Origin of the sequence: Hydrogenophaga sp. YM1 (assembly GCF_016903055.1) — a bacterium.
Classification (GTDB): Bacteria; Pseudomonadota; Gammaproteobacteria; order Burkholderiales; family Burkholderiaceae_C; genus Hydrogenophaga; species Hydrogenophaga borbori.
Genome location: NZ_CP070223.1, coordinates 1,128,995 through 1,144,244, shown reverse-complemented (window position 1 = coordinate 1,144,244; position 15,250 = coordinate 1,128,995). Strand labels below are relative to the sequence as shown.

The window sequence follows — 15,250 nt, the reverse complement described above, 5'->3', positions numbered from 1 at the left end:
CCCCCTCCCCCACACTTGGTAAGCCTTCCGTCAAGGCCCCTCCCGCCATGAGCCGATCCACCGCGGGCGCCGCCCGACGCGACAAGGACCAACCCCTCATCCTCGACATCCGCCTGCTCGGCCGCATCCTGGGCGACGTGATCCGCGAGCAGGAAGGCAAGGACGCCTTCGAACTCATCGAGCGCATCCGCCAGCTCTCGGTGGCTTTCCGCCGCGACGACGACCGCTCGGCCGACAAGTCGCTGAAGAAGCTGCTCAAGTCGCTCAGCGCCGACCAGACGGTGAGCGTGATCCGCGCCTTCACCTACTTCAGCCACCTCGCCAACCTTGCCGAGGACCGCCACCACATTCGCCGCCGCGCCGTGCACGAACGCGCGGGCGAACGCTCGCAGACCGGCAGCCTGGCGTTCGCGCTGGGGCGCCTGCGCGAGGCCGGTGTCGCGCCCGCCCAGGTGGCGCGCACGCTGGCCAGCGCCCACCTCTCGCCGGTGCTCACCGCCCACCCCACCGAGGTGCAGCGCAAGAGCATCCTGGACGCCGAGCGCGCCATCGCGCGGCTGCTGGCGGCGCGCGACGAGGCCACGCCGCGCGAGCAGGCGGCCATCGACGCGCAACTGCGCGCGCGCGTCACCCAGCTCTGGCAGACGCGGCTGCTGCGCTTCACCAAGCTCAGCGTGGCCGACGAGATCGAGAACGCGTTGAGCTACTACGAGAGCACCTTCCTGCCCGAGATCCCGCGCCTGTACGCCGAGCTGGAGGCCGGCCTGGGCCGCCCCGTGGCGCCCTTCCTGCGCATGGGCCAGTGGATCGGCGGCGACCGCGACGGCAACCCCAACGTCACCGCCGGCACGCTGGAGCTGGCCCTGCAGCGCCAGGCCGAGGTGGCCTTGCGCCACCACCTCACCCAGGTGCACCTGCTGGGCGGCGAGCTGTCCATGTCCGGCATGCTGGTGGGCGCCAGCGAGGCCATGCAGGCCCTGGCCGCGCGCTCGCCCGACACCAACGCGCACCGCCAGGACGAGCCCTACCGCCGCGCGCTCACCGGCATCTACGCGCGGCTGGCGGCCACGCTCACCGCGCTCACCGGCGCCGAGGCCGCGCGCCACGCCGTGGCGCCGCAGGACCCATACGCCAGCGCGGCCGACTTCCTGGCCGATCTGCGCACCATCGAGGCTTCGCTGCGCGCCCACCACGGCGAAGCCCTGGTGGACATGCGACTGAGCGGCCTGATCCGCGCGGTGGAGGTGTTCGGCTTTCACCTCGCCACCATCGACCTGCGGCAAAGCTCCGACCAGCACGAGCTCGCCGTGGCCGAGCTGCTGGCCGCCGCGCGCCTGGCGCCCGGCTACGCCGCGCTCGACGAGGCCGCCAAGCGCGCCGTGCTGCTGCGCGCGCTCGACGACGTGCGCCCGCTGCGCGTGCCCGGCACCGCCTACAGCGAGCACACGCGCAGCGAACTCGCCATCTTCGAGGCGGCGCGGCGCGGCCGCGAGCGCTTCGGCCCGCAGGCCATCCGCCACGCCATCATCAGCCACACCGAAACCGTGAGCGACCTGCTCGAAGTGCTGGTGCTGCAGAAAGAGGCCGGGCTGCTGCACGGCACGCTGAACGACGGCGCGCAGGCGGACCTGATCGTGGTGCCGCTGTTCGAAACGATCGAAGACCTGCGCAACGCCGCGCCCATCCTGCGCGACTACTACGCCCTGCCCGGCGTGCGGGCCATGGTGCAGCGCGGCGCGGCCGACGGCTACGGCGAGCAGGACGTGATGCTGGGCTACTCGGACAGCAACAAGGACGGCGGCATCTTCACCAGCAACTGGTCGCTCTACCAGGCCGAGACGGCCCTGGTGGCGTTGTTCGACGAGCTCAACGCAGGGAAGGAAGCATTCGCCGCCGGGCCGCCCCAAGGCGAATCAGCCCCCCCGGGGGGCAGCGCACCACGCGCAGCGGGGAAGCGTGGGGGGCCCGTTCGGCCCATCAACCTGAGGATGTTCCATGGCCGCGGCGGCACCGTGGGACGCGGCGGCGGGCCGAGCTACCAGGCCATCCTGGCGCAGCCGCCGGGCACCGTGCGCGGCCAGATCCGCCTGACCGAGCAGGGCGAGGTGATCGGCGCCAAGTACGCCAACCCCGAGATCGGCCGGCGCAACCTGGAAACCCTGGTGGCCGCCACGCTGGAGGCCACGCTGCTGCAGCCCACGCGGGACGCCTCGCCCGCGTTCCTGAAGGCGGCCGAGGCGCTGTCGCAAGCCAGCATGGCGGCCTACCGCGCGCTGGTCTACGAGACGCCGCGCTTCGCCGACTACTTCTTCAGCGCCACGCCGATCCGCGAGATCGCCGAGCTCAACATCGGCTCGCGCCCCGCCAGCCGCAAGGCCACGGGCCGCATCGAGGACCTGCGCGCCATTCCCTGGGGCTTCAGCTGGGGCCAGTGCCGGCTCACGCTGCCGGGCTGGTACGGCTTCGGCTCGGCGGTGCAGGCCTTCGTCGCCGCAGACCCGAAGAACGCCGCGCTGCTCAAGCGCATGCACCGCGACTGGCCGTTCTTCAACACCCTGTTGTCCAACATGGACATGGTGCTGGCCAAGAGCGACCTGGCGCTGGCCTCGCTGTACGCCGAGCTGGTGGAAGACAAGGCGCTGCGGCGGCGCGTGTTCAAGGCCATCGAGGCCGAGTGGCAGCGCACGGCGCAGGCGCTGGCGCTGATCACCGGCGAGCGTGAGCGCCTCGCGGGCAACGTCGCGCTGCGCCGCTCCATCGAGCACCGCTTCCCCTACATCGACCCGCTGCACCACCTGCAGGTCGAGCTGATCCGCCGGCACCGGGCCGGCAGGCTGAATGCCGACGACGAGGGCCGGGCCAAGCGTGGCATCCACATCGCCATCAACGGCATCGCGGCGGGTCTGCGCAACACCGGCTGAGCCGACCCCGGTGACAGCGCGGCCAATACCCCCACTTTTACAATGTCAAGCGTGAACCCCCTGCTCAACGCCGACCTGCACTGCCATTCCACCGTCTCGGATGGCACGCTGGCGCCCGAGGTCCTGGCCGCACGCGCCAAGGCCAATGGGGTCGAGCTCTGGGCCCTCACCGACCACGACGAACTCGGCGGCCAGCAGCGCGCCCTGGCCGCCGCGCGCGCCCAGGACCTGCCCTACCTCACCGGCGTGGAAATCTCCGTCACCTTCGCCGGCATCACCGTGCACATCGTCGGTCTGGGCATGGACCCGGGCGACCAGGCCCTGCTCGACGGCCTGCGCGCCACGCGCGGCGGGCGCGAGCAGCGGGCCCGCGAAATGGCCGATGGACTGGCCCAGGTCGGCATACCGGACGCCTTCGACGGCGCGCTGCGCTACGTCGGCAACCCGGACCTGATCTCGCGCTCGCACTTCGCGCGCCACCTGGTGGACACCGGCGTCTGCAAGGACATCCCCGAGGTCTTCCGCCGCTACCTCAGCGAAGGCAAGCCCGGCTTCGTGCCGCACCGCTGGGCCGCGCTAGGCGATGCCGTGGGCTGGATCACCGGCGCTGGCGGCATCGCCGTCGTCGCCCACCCGGGCCGCTACAAGTTCACCCCCACCGAGGAATACGCCCTGTTCACCGAGTTCAAGCAGCACGGGGGCCGGGCGGTGGAGGTGGTCACCGGCGCCCACAGCCAGGCCGAGTACGCCAAGTACGCCGGCTTCTGCGCCGAGTTCGGTCTGGCCGCCTCGCGCGGCAGCGACTTCCACAGCCCCGACGAGAGCCACACCGACCTCGGGCAGCTGCCGGACCTGCCCGGCAGTGTGACCCCCGTGTGGACCCTGCTGGAAGAGCGGGTGCGTTGATGGGCGCCGCCGCGCCCCGGCCCGGTCAGGCCCTGGCCGGCATCGGCTTCCTGGTGGCCGCGACGGCCTGCTTCGCGGTGCTCGACACCACCGTGAAGGTGGTGGGCGCCGTGGTCTCGGTGCTGCTGGCGCTGTGGTTCCGCTACACCTTCCACGCGGTGGCGGTCACGGCCGTCATGCTGCCGCTGCGCGGGCGCGCGCTGCTGCGCACCGAGCACCCCCGCTACCAGGCGCTGCGCGGCGCGCTGCTGCTGTCGGTGAGCCTGGTGTCCTTCGTCGCCGTGCAGTACATGCCGGTGGGCGAGTTCACCGCCATCGTCATGGTCACGCCGCTGGCGGTGACGCTGCTGGCCGCCCTGTTCCTGGGCGAGCGCGTGGCCCCGCTGCGCTGGCTGCTGGTGGCGGGCGGCTTCGCCGGGGCGCTGATGGTGGTGCGCCCGGGCGGCGGTGTGCTGGGCTGGGCCGCGCTGATCCCGCTGGGAATGGTCTTCCTCTATGCCTGGTTCCAGATCCTCACCGCCAAGATGGCGCGCACCGAGGACCCGATGACCATGCACTTCTACACCGGCTGGGTCGGCGCCCTGATCGCCAGCCTGGCGCTGCCCCTGGTGTGGCAGGCCGTGCCGGACGCGCGCACGCTCGCCCTGCTCTGCCTCATCGGGCTCATGGGCACGGTCGGGCACTTCCTGCTCATCCTGGCCTTCCAGCGCGCGCCGGCCTCCACCATCTCGCCCTTCCTCTACACCCAGATCGGCTTCGCGATGTTCTGCGGCTGGCTGGTGTACGGCCATGTGCCCGGCGCGCTCGAACTCGCCGGCATCGGCCTGATCGTGCTCTGCGGGGCGAGCGCGAGCTGGCTCACCGCGCGCGAGCAGCGCCTGCCGGTGGAGCCGCCGGAGGCCTGAGCGCGCCCGCACCATGACGGCCCTCACCGCGTCCGCCCCCGCCGCCCGCGCCCTCGCGGGCATCGCCTTGCTGATCGCGGCCACGGCCTGTTTCGCGGTGCTCGACACCACCGTCAAACTGGTGGGCGCGGTGGTCTCGGTGCTGCTGGTCATCTGGTTCCGCTACCTGTTCCACGCGGTGGCCATGACGGCCTGGCTGCTGCCGCGCCGGGGCCGCGCCGCGCTGCGCACCGCCCACCCGCGCTTTCAGCTGTTGCGCGGCGCGCTGCTGCTCTCGCTCAGCCTCATGGGCTTCGTGGCGCTGCAGCGGATGCCGGTGGGCGAGTTCACCGCCATCCTCATGTTCACGCCACTGGCCGTGACGCTGATGGGCGCCACCGTGCTGCGCGAGCGCGTGTCGGCCGGACAGTGGCTGCTGGTGGCCGGCGGTTTCGCGGGCGTGCTGCTGGTGGTGCGCCCCGATGGCGGCGACATCGGCTGGGCCAGCGCGCTGCCGCTGGCCATGGTGCTGCTCAGCGCCTGGTTCCAGATCCTCACCGCCAAGATGGCGCGCACCGAGGACCCCATGACCATGCACTTCTACACCGGCTGGGTCGGCGCCCTGGTCACCAGCGCCCTGCTGCCCCTGGTGTGGCAGACCATCCCCGACGGGCGCACCCTGGGCCTGCTCGTGCTGGTGGGCATCGCGGGCACCGTCGGCCACCTGCTGCTCATCATGGCCTACCAGCGCGCCCCGGCCTCCACGCTCTCGCCCTACCTGTACTCGCAGATCGCCTTCGCCATGGCCTTCGGCTGGCTCGTGTTCGGCCACGTGCCGGGGGCGGTCGAACTCGCCGGCACGGCGCTCATCGTGCTGTGCGGTGCGCTCAGCGGCTGGCGCACCGCGCGCGGCCACCTGCCGATCCGCCCGCCGGAGGACTGACCACATGAGCCCCCACGCCCATCACTTCGTGTATTCGCTGCCCCCCGAGGGGGCGCAGACCGCCCTTGGGGCGGCCCGGCGGGTGGTCTGAACCATGTCCCAGCTCTTCAGCGTCCACCCCGACAACCCGCAGCCGCGCCTGCTCAAGCAGGCGGCGGCCGTGCTGCAGCGCGGCGGCGTGATCGCCGTGCCCACCGACTCCAGCTACGCCCTGGCCTGCCACCTGGACGACAAGGCCGCGGCCGACCGGCTGCGCCGCATCCGCCAGGTGGACGACAAGCACCACCTCACCCTGCTGTGCCGCGACCTGAGCGAGCTCGCCAGCTACGCCAAGGTGGACAACCGCCAGTACCGCCTGCTCAAGCTCGCCACGCCCGGGCCCTACACCTTCATCCTGGAGGCCAGCAAGGAGGTGCCGCGCCGCGTCAGCCACCCCTCGCGCAAGACCATCGGCCTGCGCGTGCCCGAGCACCGCGCGCTGCGCGAGCTGCTGGAGCAGCACGGCGCGGCCCTGCTGGCCACCACGCTCATCCTGCCCGGCGAGCCACACCCGCTGAACGACCCCGAGACCATCCGCGACCGCCTGCAGCACGAGGTGGACGCGGTGATCGACGCCGGCGCCTGCGCGCTGGAGCCCACCACCGTGCTCGACCTGGTGCCCATGGGCACCGGCGGCGAGCCCGAGGTGGTGCGCCAGGGCCAGGGCTCGCTGGCCCCGCTGGGGCTCTGACGCCCCGGCGCCCGCGTCTGGGACAATCCGCGCATGGATATCGCCCTCATCGTCCAGACGGTCACGCTCTACGCCATCCCGGTGCTGTTCGCCATCACCCTGCACGAGGCGGCGCACGGCTACGTGGCGCGCCACTACGGCGACCCCACGGCCTGGCAGCTCGGTCGCGTCACGCTCAATCCGATGAAGCACATCGACCCCTTGGGCACCATCCTCATGCCGCTGCTGCTGTACTTCGCCACGGCCGGCACCTTCCTGTTCGGCTACGCCAAGCCGGTGCCGGTCAACTTCGGGCGGCTGCGCAACCCCAAGCGCGACATGATCTGGGTGGCCCTCGCGGGCCCGGCCTCCAACCTGCTGCAGGCCGCGCTGTGGCTGCTGCTGCTCTACGTGCTGCAGTCCATCGGTGTCAGCGAGCGCTTCTGGCTCGCCATGTGCCGCGCCGGCTTCGTCGTCAACCTGGTGATGTTCGCCTTCAACCTCTTCCCGCTGCCGCCGCTGGACGGCGGGCGCATCCTCACCGGCCTGCTGCCCTGGAAGCAGGCCGCCGCCTTCTCGCGCATCGAGCCCTACGGCTTCTTCATCGTGCTGGCGCTGGTGGTCACGGGCATCGTGGGCAACCTCTGGCTGCGCCCGCTCATGAACATCACCGGCAGCGCCATCGAATGGCTGCTCACCCCGATCCGTCTGCTCCTGCTCTGATATGAATCCCGTTCGCGTCCTCACCGGCATCACCACGTCCGGCACGCCCCACCTGGGCAACTACGTCGGTGCCATCCGGCCCACCGTTCGCGCCAGCCGCCTGCCCGGCGTCGAGAGCTTCTACTTCCTGGCCGACTACCACGCGCTCATCAAGACCAGTGGCGACCCGGCCCGCGTGCAGCGCTCCACGCTGGAGATCGCCGCCACCTGGCTGGCCTGCGGGCTCGACCCCGAGAAGGTCACCTTCTACCGCCAGTCCGATATCCCCGAGATTCCCGAACTCACCTGGATGCTCACCTGCGTGACCGGCAAGGGCCTGCTCAACCGGGCCCACGCCTACAAGGCCGCGCTGGACAAGAACGCCGCGGCCGGCGCCGAGCCCGACGACGGCGTGACCGCCGGCCTGTTCATGTACCCGGTGCTGATGGCGGCCGACATCCTGATGTTCAACGCCCACCAGGTGCCCGTGGGGCGCGACCAGGTCCAGCACCTGGAGATGGCGCGCGACATCGCCTCCAGCTTCAACCACCTCTATGGCGAGCACTTCACGCTGCCCGAAGTGGTCATCGAGGAACAGGTGGCCACCCTGCCCGGCCTGGACGGCCGCAAGATGAGCAAGAGCTACGACAACACCATCCCGCTGTTCGTGCCGCGCGAGCAGCTGAGGAAGCTCATCATGGGCATCGTCACCGACTCGCGTGCGCCCGGCGAACCCAAGTCCACCGAGGGCTCGGCCCTGTACCAGCTCTACCAGGCCTTCGCCAGCGCGGAGGAAACCGCTGCCCTGGCCAAGGCCTATGCCGAGGGCATCGCCTGGGGCGAGGCCAAGCAGCTGCTGTTCGAGCGGCTGGACCGCGAGATCGCGCCCCTGCGCGAGGTCTACGACGACCTGATCCAGGACCCCGCGCGCATCGAGAAAACCCTGAAGATGGGCGCGGCCAAGGCGCGCGCCACCGCCACCCCCTTCACCCAGCGCCTGCGCCACGCGGTGGGTCTGCGCCCACTGGACGCCCAGGCCGATAGGGCCGGTGCCTCGGCCAAGGCCGCCAAGGCGGCCCTGCCGGTCTTCAAGCAGTACCGCGAGAAGGACGGCCTCTTCTATTTCAAGCTCGCCGACGCCAAAGGCGAGTTGCTGCTGCAAAGCCAGGGTTTCGCCGCCCCGCGCGAGGCCGCCCAGGCCATGGCCCGGCTGCAAGCCGAGGGAAAGACCGCGCTCGATGCCTTGGCACCCCAATTGATTGCGCCCAATGATGTGGAGCGCGTCACGTCCGCGCTGCTGCAGTTGCGCGAATCGGCCACCTGAATTGGTTCACAATCGGCCCCCAGGCGGATAGCGCAACCCTCCTCCGCCTTCAGCGTGCCCCTGGGGAAGGGCGCCCGGCTATCGCCAAATCGGTTATATGCCGATATGCTGTGCCGTTAAACCAAATCATGAATTGCGCATCCTGACATGAGTATTTTTGTCATTGACGATCACCCGCTGATGCGCGAGGCCGTGGTCATGTTGCTGCGCCGCCTGCGCGCATCGACCCAGGTGGTCGAGCTCGAGCGCCTGGCCTCGGTGAGCAAGGCCATCGCCGAACACGGCGAGCCCGAGCTCGTCTGTCTTGACCTGAAACTGCCCGACACCAACGGCGTCTCCGGTGTGCGCGAGATCCGTCAGATGCTGCCCGACACCTCGCTGATCGTGCTGTCGGCGTCCCCTTCATCCGATTACGAAGACCTGGCCCGCGAGGCCGGCGCCGACGCCTACGTGGAAAAGTCCGCTGGCGCGGCCCAGATCGCCAAGGTGCTGCGCGAATTCCTGGCCGATGAGGTCGAGGACGAGAACGCCCCCACCATCCCCGACAAGCTGTCCAAGCGCCAGAAGCAGTTGCTCGTGATGCTGGACCGCGGCCTGTCCAACCGCGACATCGCCGAGCAGCTGCAGATCAGCGAGCACACCGTCAAGGTGCACCTGTGGCGGCTGTTCCGCCGCCTGAACGTGAAGAGCCGCTCCCAGGCCAGCCACCTGGCCCGCACCGCTGGCCTGCTGGACCTCTGAAGACCGCGCCCCTTCCCGCCAAAACCGCCGTCCACACGGCGGTTTTGTTTTGTCAGCCCCGTGCCACCACCGTGGGCTGCGGGTCGGCGGTGTCGTCCTGCTGGGTATAGGCCGGCAGCATCACACGAAACACGCTGCCCCGGCTGGCCTCGGACTGCAGCGCCAGTTGGTAACCCATGAGCGTGGCCAGCTTGGAGACGATGGTCAGGCCCAGGCCCAGGCTGTCCTCGGTGCCCTGGTGCTGGGAGACGCGAAAGAACTCCTGGAAGATGGCCTGCTGGTGCTCGCGCGCGATGCCCACGCCCGTGTCCCAGACCTCGAACACCACCATGTCCTGGCGGCGGCGCAGCGCCAGCAACACGCCGCCGCGCGTGGTGTGGCGCAGCGCGTTGGACACCAGATTGCCCAGAATGCGGCGCAGCACCACCGGGTCGGACCACAGCGTGATCGGCTGGGCCCGCGTGCGCAGCCGCAGCTGCTTGCCCGCGGCCACCGGCTCGAACTGCAGCGCGATGTCGGCGAACAGCTTGTTCACCTCCACGTGCTGCAGGCGCACCTTGTAGTTGCCGGCGTCGATGCGCGTGAGGTCGAACAGCGAGTCGAACAGCTCGTTGATGGCGCGCGTGGACTGCAGGATGCGCGGCGCGATGTCACGCGCCATCTCGGGCTCGCTGGCCAGCCAGTCGGCGTACAGGCTGAGCGCGTGCACCGGCTGGCGCAGGTCGTGCGCGGCCGAAGCCAGGAATCGGTTCTTGGTGGACACGGCGCGCAGCGAAGCGCGCGTCTGCAGCGTGAGCGAGTCGATCAGTTCCTGGTTGGAGAACTGCAGCTCGAAGCTGGACCGGTAGACCTGGTGCAGGCGCACGCCGGCCATCTGCAGCAGGGCCCAGAAGACCACCAGCACCGCGAACAGGGCCGTGGTCTGCAGCGGGTCGGTGCGATCGAAATAGAGGACGGTGGCCAGCACCAGGCCGATCAGGGCGGACAGCGACAGCGCGTTGGTGTAGGAGCGGTAGATGGGCCGGTAGGCGCTGTAGGCGGCCAGCGTCACCAGGCCCTGCCCCACCACCACCAGTGCGCAGACGAACTGGGTGATGAAACTGGCCTGCAGGTAGCTGAGCGCCACTGGGCCGCCCCAGAGCAGGCCGATAGCGGGCCAGGACCAGCCGTAGCGCTCGATGAACGCCTGGCGCTGCGGGCCGTCCACGCTGTCGTAGCGCAGGCGGTAGATGCCAATGAGTCGAAAACGGAGCACCAGGCTGATCAGCATGGCCGCCGTCCAGAGCACCAGGGCCGGGGTGGAGACCTCGCCGGCCATGAGGTAGACCAGGATCGGCAGCGACAGCCCGCCCAGCAGCAGGGTGGACCCGAGGTTGTCCATCATCACCCCCACGAGCTGGGAATTGACCCAGGCGTCGCGCACCTCTGGCGCGGCCGGAACGTGCTGGTGGGTGGCGGGCTGGGTGTCGACGAGCATGGCGGCGGCGGAAGGGTCGCGCGATTGTGCACGGCGAAACGGCGGCTGCGGCGGAACCTGGAGGGGTTTCGCCGCCTGCTAGAATCGCGGGCTTCGACACGGAGAGATGGCAGAGTGGTCGAATGCACCGGATTCGAAATCCGGCGTACAGGTTCTCCTGTACCGAGGGTTCGAATCCCTCTCTCTCCGCCAGCGAGTCTGAGGCCCCTGCAGTGCAGGGGCTTTTTTGTTGGGTGAACGCGTGAGGCCTGGCGCTGAGTTGCGCAGGGCTTAAGCGTTTGTCTCGGCGCTCAAAAGTACCGGCAGCGACGCGCTCGGTTCGGCAGAGGCCGACCTGCTCTTGAGCGGGGAGGTGCTCGATCCGGACGAGGCGGCAGGCAGCGTCAGCTTTTCATGGGGGGGGTGCCGTGAACCCGACGCATTCACTTGCAGGGCGTTAGACAGGCCCTCAACGCCGGCACAGCTTCACCGGCCCCAGCCCCTGGCAGCCCCGGCGCTGGGTTTCCACGCTGCACTTCAGGTCGTAGGCCGAACCCTTCCACGCCCACACCGGCTCGCAGAAGCCCGCCGTGCCGATGCGCAGGTCCCGCCAGCCCTGGCTTCGTGTCGGCAATGGCGTGACGCTCGCGCCGGGAAAACCCAGTTGCTGCGCATAGCGGCCCTGCGCGTCTTTCACGAACAGGAACACCGAGGAGCCGGTGTGGCCCGAGGTGCAGCCATTGCCCGCGATCACCAGCACCTCGGGCACACCGTCGCTGTTCAGGTCGAGCACCTGGGTCTCGTGCGCGATCTCGCCGCAATCGGGCGCGATCAAGGCCTTGCCGCCCGGGGCGATCCGGTAGTCGAGCAGGCGGAAGATGGCCTGCTGATCGGCCTCGGGCAGCCGGCTGGCCGCGTCGCCGAACAACAGGCGCGGCCCCGCCGGCTGGGCCCAGGCCGCCGCAGCGGTGGTGAACCACAGCGCGGCCAGCCAGCGCGAGCACCATGCCACGAAGCGCTCCTCAGAGCTTGGGTGCCGCACCGCGCGACAACCGCGCCTTCACGGCCTCTTGCCGTTGCTGCTCCACCCAGTCCCTGGCCTTCTGGTGCGTGCCGGCCCAGGCGCCGTAGTCCACCAGCCGCACCGTGAGGTTGTGCACCGGCTCGCCGGCCATGCTGGCGGCGGCGGCCAGCCCGCAGGTCGAGGGGTCTCGCGGCACATAGCCCTTGTCCTGGCCGCGTTTGAGGCCGCTCAGGATGTCGGATGCTTCGCCCACCCCGATCACCGTGGTGTTGGGCGTGCTGCGCCAGCACATGGGTTTGCCGGGCTCCCCCCAAACGAAGTTGGTGGTGGTGTTGCTCTTGCCGCTGGTGGTGGGCGAGCCGTAGCGCTGCGCCAGCTGGGCACCGAGCTGGGCCTGCGTGGGAGGAGACTTCAGGCTCACCTGACGCGTCATGCCGAGCACACGCGACGCGCTGGGCGGCGGTGCGAAGTAGAGCCGGAAATCCTCGCGGCCTTGCGCGTCGTCGAAGGTCACCCACAGCTCGTACAGAAAGGGCGGCGTGTTGAGCTGCTGCACGCCGTCGCTGTAGTTGTAGGTCATGTTGCGCTTCTGCACGCGCATGCCGGGGCGGTGTGCGGTGAGCGCCGCCATCGCTTCGGCTTCGCTCATGCCCGGGCGCAGGCCCACGATGTCAAACGACGGTTGGGCCGCGGCGGGCTGGCACAGCGCGGCGGCCATGGCGAGCAGCCCGGCCGAAGCGCGCCGGAAAACGGCGTAACGCATATCGACTGTCCTCGGTTGTGATGGGCCCATGCTAGGTCGCGCGGGCATGCGAGGCACCTCCCAAATGGGAGGTGCGCCCATGGGCGGTGCGAGGCGCGCGGCGATGCCGGGCGGGGTCACGACCTCAGTGCATCTGCAGCGGCCGGGCCGACTGCGTGACCCGCACCAGCAGCGCGATCAGTTCGCTCTGTCGCGTGGACCCGGTTTTCTGGAACAGGATCTTCAGGTACCAGCGCGCGGTGGCATAGCTCATGCGCGCGCGCGACGCGGCTTCGCGCAGCCCTCCCCCGTCCATCAGCGACAGCGCCAGCCGCGCTTCGGCCCCGGTGAGTCCGAACAGCGCGGCCAGCGTCTCGCGCGCCTGTGCGACCGGCGGCGCCAGCGGTTCCGACAGGCTCACGAGGACGGCCGCCTGCGGCGACACGAACACGCTGCGCGTGCTGCGCAGGGGTGTCATCTGCAGCACCAGCCCCTGAACCACGAGCGCGGCCGGCTGGAGCGGTTCGGCCCAGGTGCTGCCGGCCGTGCAGGCGTTCAGCAGGGCATCGAGACGCGCCTGGTCTTGCGGCTCGCGCGCGGCGAGCCGGCCGCCGCGCAAACAGAAGCCCTTGCCGCGCGCGAGCAGCCGCAGCGCCGCCTGGTTGGCCTGCAGCAAGGCCCCTTGCGCGTCGAGCACGGCCATGCCCTGCTCGATCCGATCGAGGGCCGTCGTGCTGTCGCTGCAACGCTGCGTCAGCGTGTCGAGCTTCACCACCATGCGCATGGCGCGCTCCATGTGCTTCGCGAGCCGATCGAGGCGGCGCTGCTCGGCGAGGCCGAAGCCGCCGCGACCGGGCTCGCGCAACAGGCTGAAGTTGAGCACCAGGCCCTCCTGCACCCACGGCGTGATGCCCATGGTGTGCGCGAGGCCCTGCGGCCGCAGCCACTCGTTGAAGTAGGTCGAGCGCCGCAAGGCCGCCGGGTCACCCAGGTGAGCGAGCATGCGTTCCTCGGTGCGGACCACGCCTGGCCGGTGCAGCTCGGGCGTTTTCAGGCAGGGGTTGTCGGGCAGGTAGAAACTGGCCGAGAAGCGCTTGATGTGTGCCCGATCGACGCCTTCGATGCGAACGGGCCGCAGAGCGCGCGCGCGCAGGTCCAGGCAGTACAAGGCTTCCACCCGCGAATGGAACAGGGCACGCAGCGCCCGCATGGCATCGTCCCAGGCGGCTGGGTCGATCACGGCGTCGTACAGGGCCTCGGTGGCCCGGTGCATGAGGACATCGGGTCGGGACATGCCGGCGTTTTAACCGATATCGGCACTCGGCCGGCGCGTCCGACGGCCGCCGCAGGACCGCTCAGCCGGCCCGGCCGGATGCCGCCAGTTGCTCGCGCAACTTCGCCTTGAGGATCTTGCCGGCCGCGTTCTTGGGCAGTTCCGCGGCCTGCAGGTAGCGCTTGGGTCGCTTAAAGCGCGCGATGTGCTCGATGCAGAGCTGGTCCAGCTCCTGCACCGTGGCGACCTCGCCGTCGCGGCAGCTGTAGACGGCCACCACCGATTCGCCCCAATCGGCGTCCGGCATGCCGAGCACGCACACCTCGCGGATTGCGGGGTGGCGCAGCAACACCTCCTCGACCTCGCGCGGGTAGATGTTGGTGCCGCCGCTGATGATCACGTCCTTGCTGCGGTCCTTCAGCGTCAGCAGGCCGTCCGCGTCGAAGGCGCCGACGTCGCCCGTGTACAGCCAGCCGTCCCTGAGGGTCTTGCGGGTCGCGTCCGGCAGGTTCCAGTACCCCAGCATGACCGTGGGCGCGCGCACCACGATCTCGCCCGTCTCGCCCACCGGCAGGGCCTCGCCGCGGTCGTCCAGGATGCGGATCTGCACGCCGGTCTGCGCGTAGCCGCAGGACGCCAGGCGCGCCTGCAGCCGGGGGTGGCCGCGCTCGTGCTGCGAGCGCGTCAGCGAGCTGATGGTCATGGGCGTTTCGCCCTGGCCGTAGATCTGCGCCAGGCGTTCGCCAAAACGGTCCATGGCCTGCACGCAATCGGCCACGTACATCGGCCCGCCGCCATAGACGAGCGTCTGCAGGCCGGGCAGGTCGGTGGCCGCCGACAGCGTGAGCCGGGTGACCATGGTCGGCGCGGCGAACATCGACACGCCCCGGTGCACGGCCATCAGGCGGTCGATCTCGTCGACCTCGAAGCCGCGCGACTCGGGGCAGATGTGCAGCGAGCCGTGCAGCACGTGCGGCAGGATGTACAGGCCCGAGCCGTGCGACATGGGCGCGGCGTGCAGGATGGCGCGGCCCATGCCTTCGGGCTCGACGTCGTTGGTGTAGGCGCTGGCCATCGCCAGCAGGTTGGCGTGGCTGAGCATGGCGCCCTTGGGCCGTCCGGTGGTGCCGCTGGTGTAGAACAGCCAGGCCAGGGCGTCCGGTGCCACCGGCTCGGGCGCCATCGGGGGCGCGCCCAGCAGGCGCTGGTAGTCGGCACCGCCGACCGCGATCCCGGGCGTGCGCGGCACCAGGCCGAGCGCGTCCAGCGCGTCCTGGTGGCCCGGGTCGTGGAACAGCGCGCGCGCCTGGCAGTCGTCCAGGATGAACGCCAGCTCGCGCGCGTGCAGCTTCACGTTGACCGGCACGACCACCAGACCACGCGCCCAGCAGCCGAACATCAGGGCCAGCCACTCGGGCTGGTTCTTCATGAACATCACCACCCGGTCGCCGGGCCGGCAGCCCAGGCGGGCCAGCCCGGCCGACACGTCCAGGGCGCGCGCGAGCAGATCGCCGTAGCGCGCCACGACCCGTTCGCCCAGGGCCACGGCCGGGGCCTGGGGCCGCTGCGTGGCGGTGCGCCACAACAGGCCGAAAACACCGTGATTGAAATGCATGGGGACCCTT

General features: G+C 70.4%; 13 protein-coding genes and 1 tRNA gene. 9 read left to right on the top strand and 5 right to left on the bottom strand.

The window, feature by feature from the left end:
- The first annotated feature begins 47 nt into the window (after positions 1-47).
- From JNX00_RS05605 to JNX00_RS05570, 8 genes are all read left to right on the top strand, one after another.
- Complete coding sequence (locus JNX00_RS05605) at positions 48-2,921, top strand: phosphoenolpyruvate carboxylase (protein ID WP_204744340.1); 2,874 nt, start codon at positions 48-50, stop codon at positions 2,919-2,921.
- Positions 2,922-2,963: 42 nt separating this feature from the next.
- On the top strand, positions 2,964-3,827 hold the full coding sequence (locus tag JNX00_RS05600; RefSeq protein WP_070399016.1) for a 3',5'-nucleoside bisphosphate phosphatase: 864 nt from the start codon (positions 2,964-2,966) through the stop codon (positions 3,825-3,827).
- On the top strand, positions 3,827-4,732 hold the full coding sequence (locus JNX00_RS05595; RefSeq protein ID WP_070399017.1) for a DMT family transporter: 906 nt from the start codon (positions 3,827-3,829) through the stop codon (positions 4,730-4,732). Before JNX00_RS05600 ends, JNX00_RS05595 begins: the two co-directional genes overlap by 1 nt.
- Before the next feature lie 13 nt (positions 4,733-4,745).
- Entirely contained in the window at positions 4,746-5,654 is a 909-nt protein-coding gene (locus JNX00_RS05590) for a DMT family transporter (protein ID WP_204744339.1), read from the top strand.
- 94 nt (positions 5,655-5,748) lie between these two features.
- A complete protein-coding gene (locus JNX00_RS05585) occupies positions 5,749-6,384 on the top strand; it encodes an L-threonylcarbamoyladenylate synthase (RefSeq protein WP_070399019.1) in 636 nt (211 codons plus the stop codon).
- 33 nt (positions 6,385-6,417) lie between these two features.
- Complete coding sequence (locus JNX00_RS05580; protein ID WP_070399020.1) at positions 6,418-7,086, top strand: site-2 protease family protein; 669 nt, start codon at positions 6,418-6,420, stop codon at positions 7,084-7,086.
- Between the two features lies 1 nt (position 7,087).
- Positions 7,088-8,389: a tryptophan--tRNA ligase gene (locus JNX00_RS05575; RefSeq protein ID WP_070399021.1), complete on the top strand. Its 1,302-nt coding sequence runs from the start codon at positions 7,088-7,090 to the stop codon at positions 8,387-8,389.
- A gap of 147 nt (positions 8,390-8,536) precedes the next feature.
- A complete protein-coding gene (locus JNX00_RS05570; RefSeq protein ID WP_009517829.1) occupies positions 8,537-9,130 on the top strand; it encodes a response regulator transcription factor in 594 nt (197 codons plus the stop codon).
- 52 nt (positions 9,131-9,182) lie between these two features.
- Here JNX00_RS05570 and JNX00_RS05565 read toward each other — a convergent pair whose 3' ends face one another.
- A complete protein-coding gene (locus JNX00_RS05565) occupies positions 9,183-10,607 on the bottom strand; it encodes a HAMP domain-containing sensor histidine kinase (RefSeq protein ID WP_204744338.1) in 1,425 nt (474 codons plus the stop codon).
- Between the two features lie 100 nt (positions 10,608-10,707).
- Between JNX00_RS05565 and JNX00_RS05560 the strand changes: the two genes are divergently transcribed.
- Positions 10,708-10,799, top strand: a tRNA-Ser gene (locus JNX00_RS05560).
- Positions 10,800-11,055: 256 nt separating this feature from the next.
- On the opposite strand, the gene JNX00_RS05555 is transcribed toward JNX00_RS05560, so the two are convergent.
- From JNX00_RS05555 to JNX00_RS05540, 4 genes are all read right to left on the bottom strand, one after another.
- Positions 11,056-11,598: a hypothetical protein gene (locus JNX00_RS05555; RefSeq protein ID WP_204744337.1), complete on the bottom strand. Its 543-nt coding sequence runs from the start codon at positions 11,596-11,598 to the stop codon at positions 11,056-11,058.
- Between the two features lie 10 nt (positions 11,599-11,608).
- On the bottom strand, positions 11,609-12,373 hold the full coding sequence (locus JNX00_RS05550; RefSeq protein ID WP_070399027.1) for a hypothetical protein: 765 nt from the start codon (positions 12,371-12,373) through the stop codon (positions 11,609-11,611).
- A gap of 124 nt (positions 12,374-12,497) precedes the next feature.
- Positions 12,498-13,646 carry a helix-turn-helix transcriptional regulator gene (locus JNX00_RS05545; protein WP_204744336.1) on the bottom strand — a complete coding sequence of 383 codons (1,149 nt, stop codon included), beginning with the start codon at positions 13,644-13,646 and terminating at the stop codon, positions 12,498-12,500.
- 61 nt (positions 13,647-13,707) lie between these two features.
- Positions 13,708-15,240, bottom strand: a complete 1,533-nt coding sequence (locus JNX00_RS05540) for an AMP-binding protein (protein ID WP_204744335.1) — start codon at positions 15,238-15,240, stop codon at positions 13,708-13,710.
- Positions 15,241-15,250: the final 10 nt, after the last annotated feature.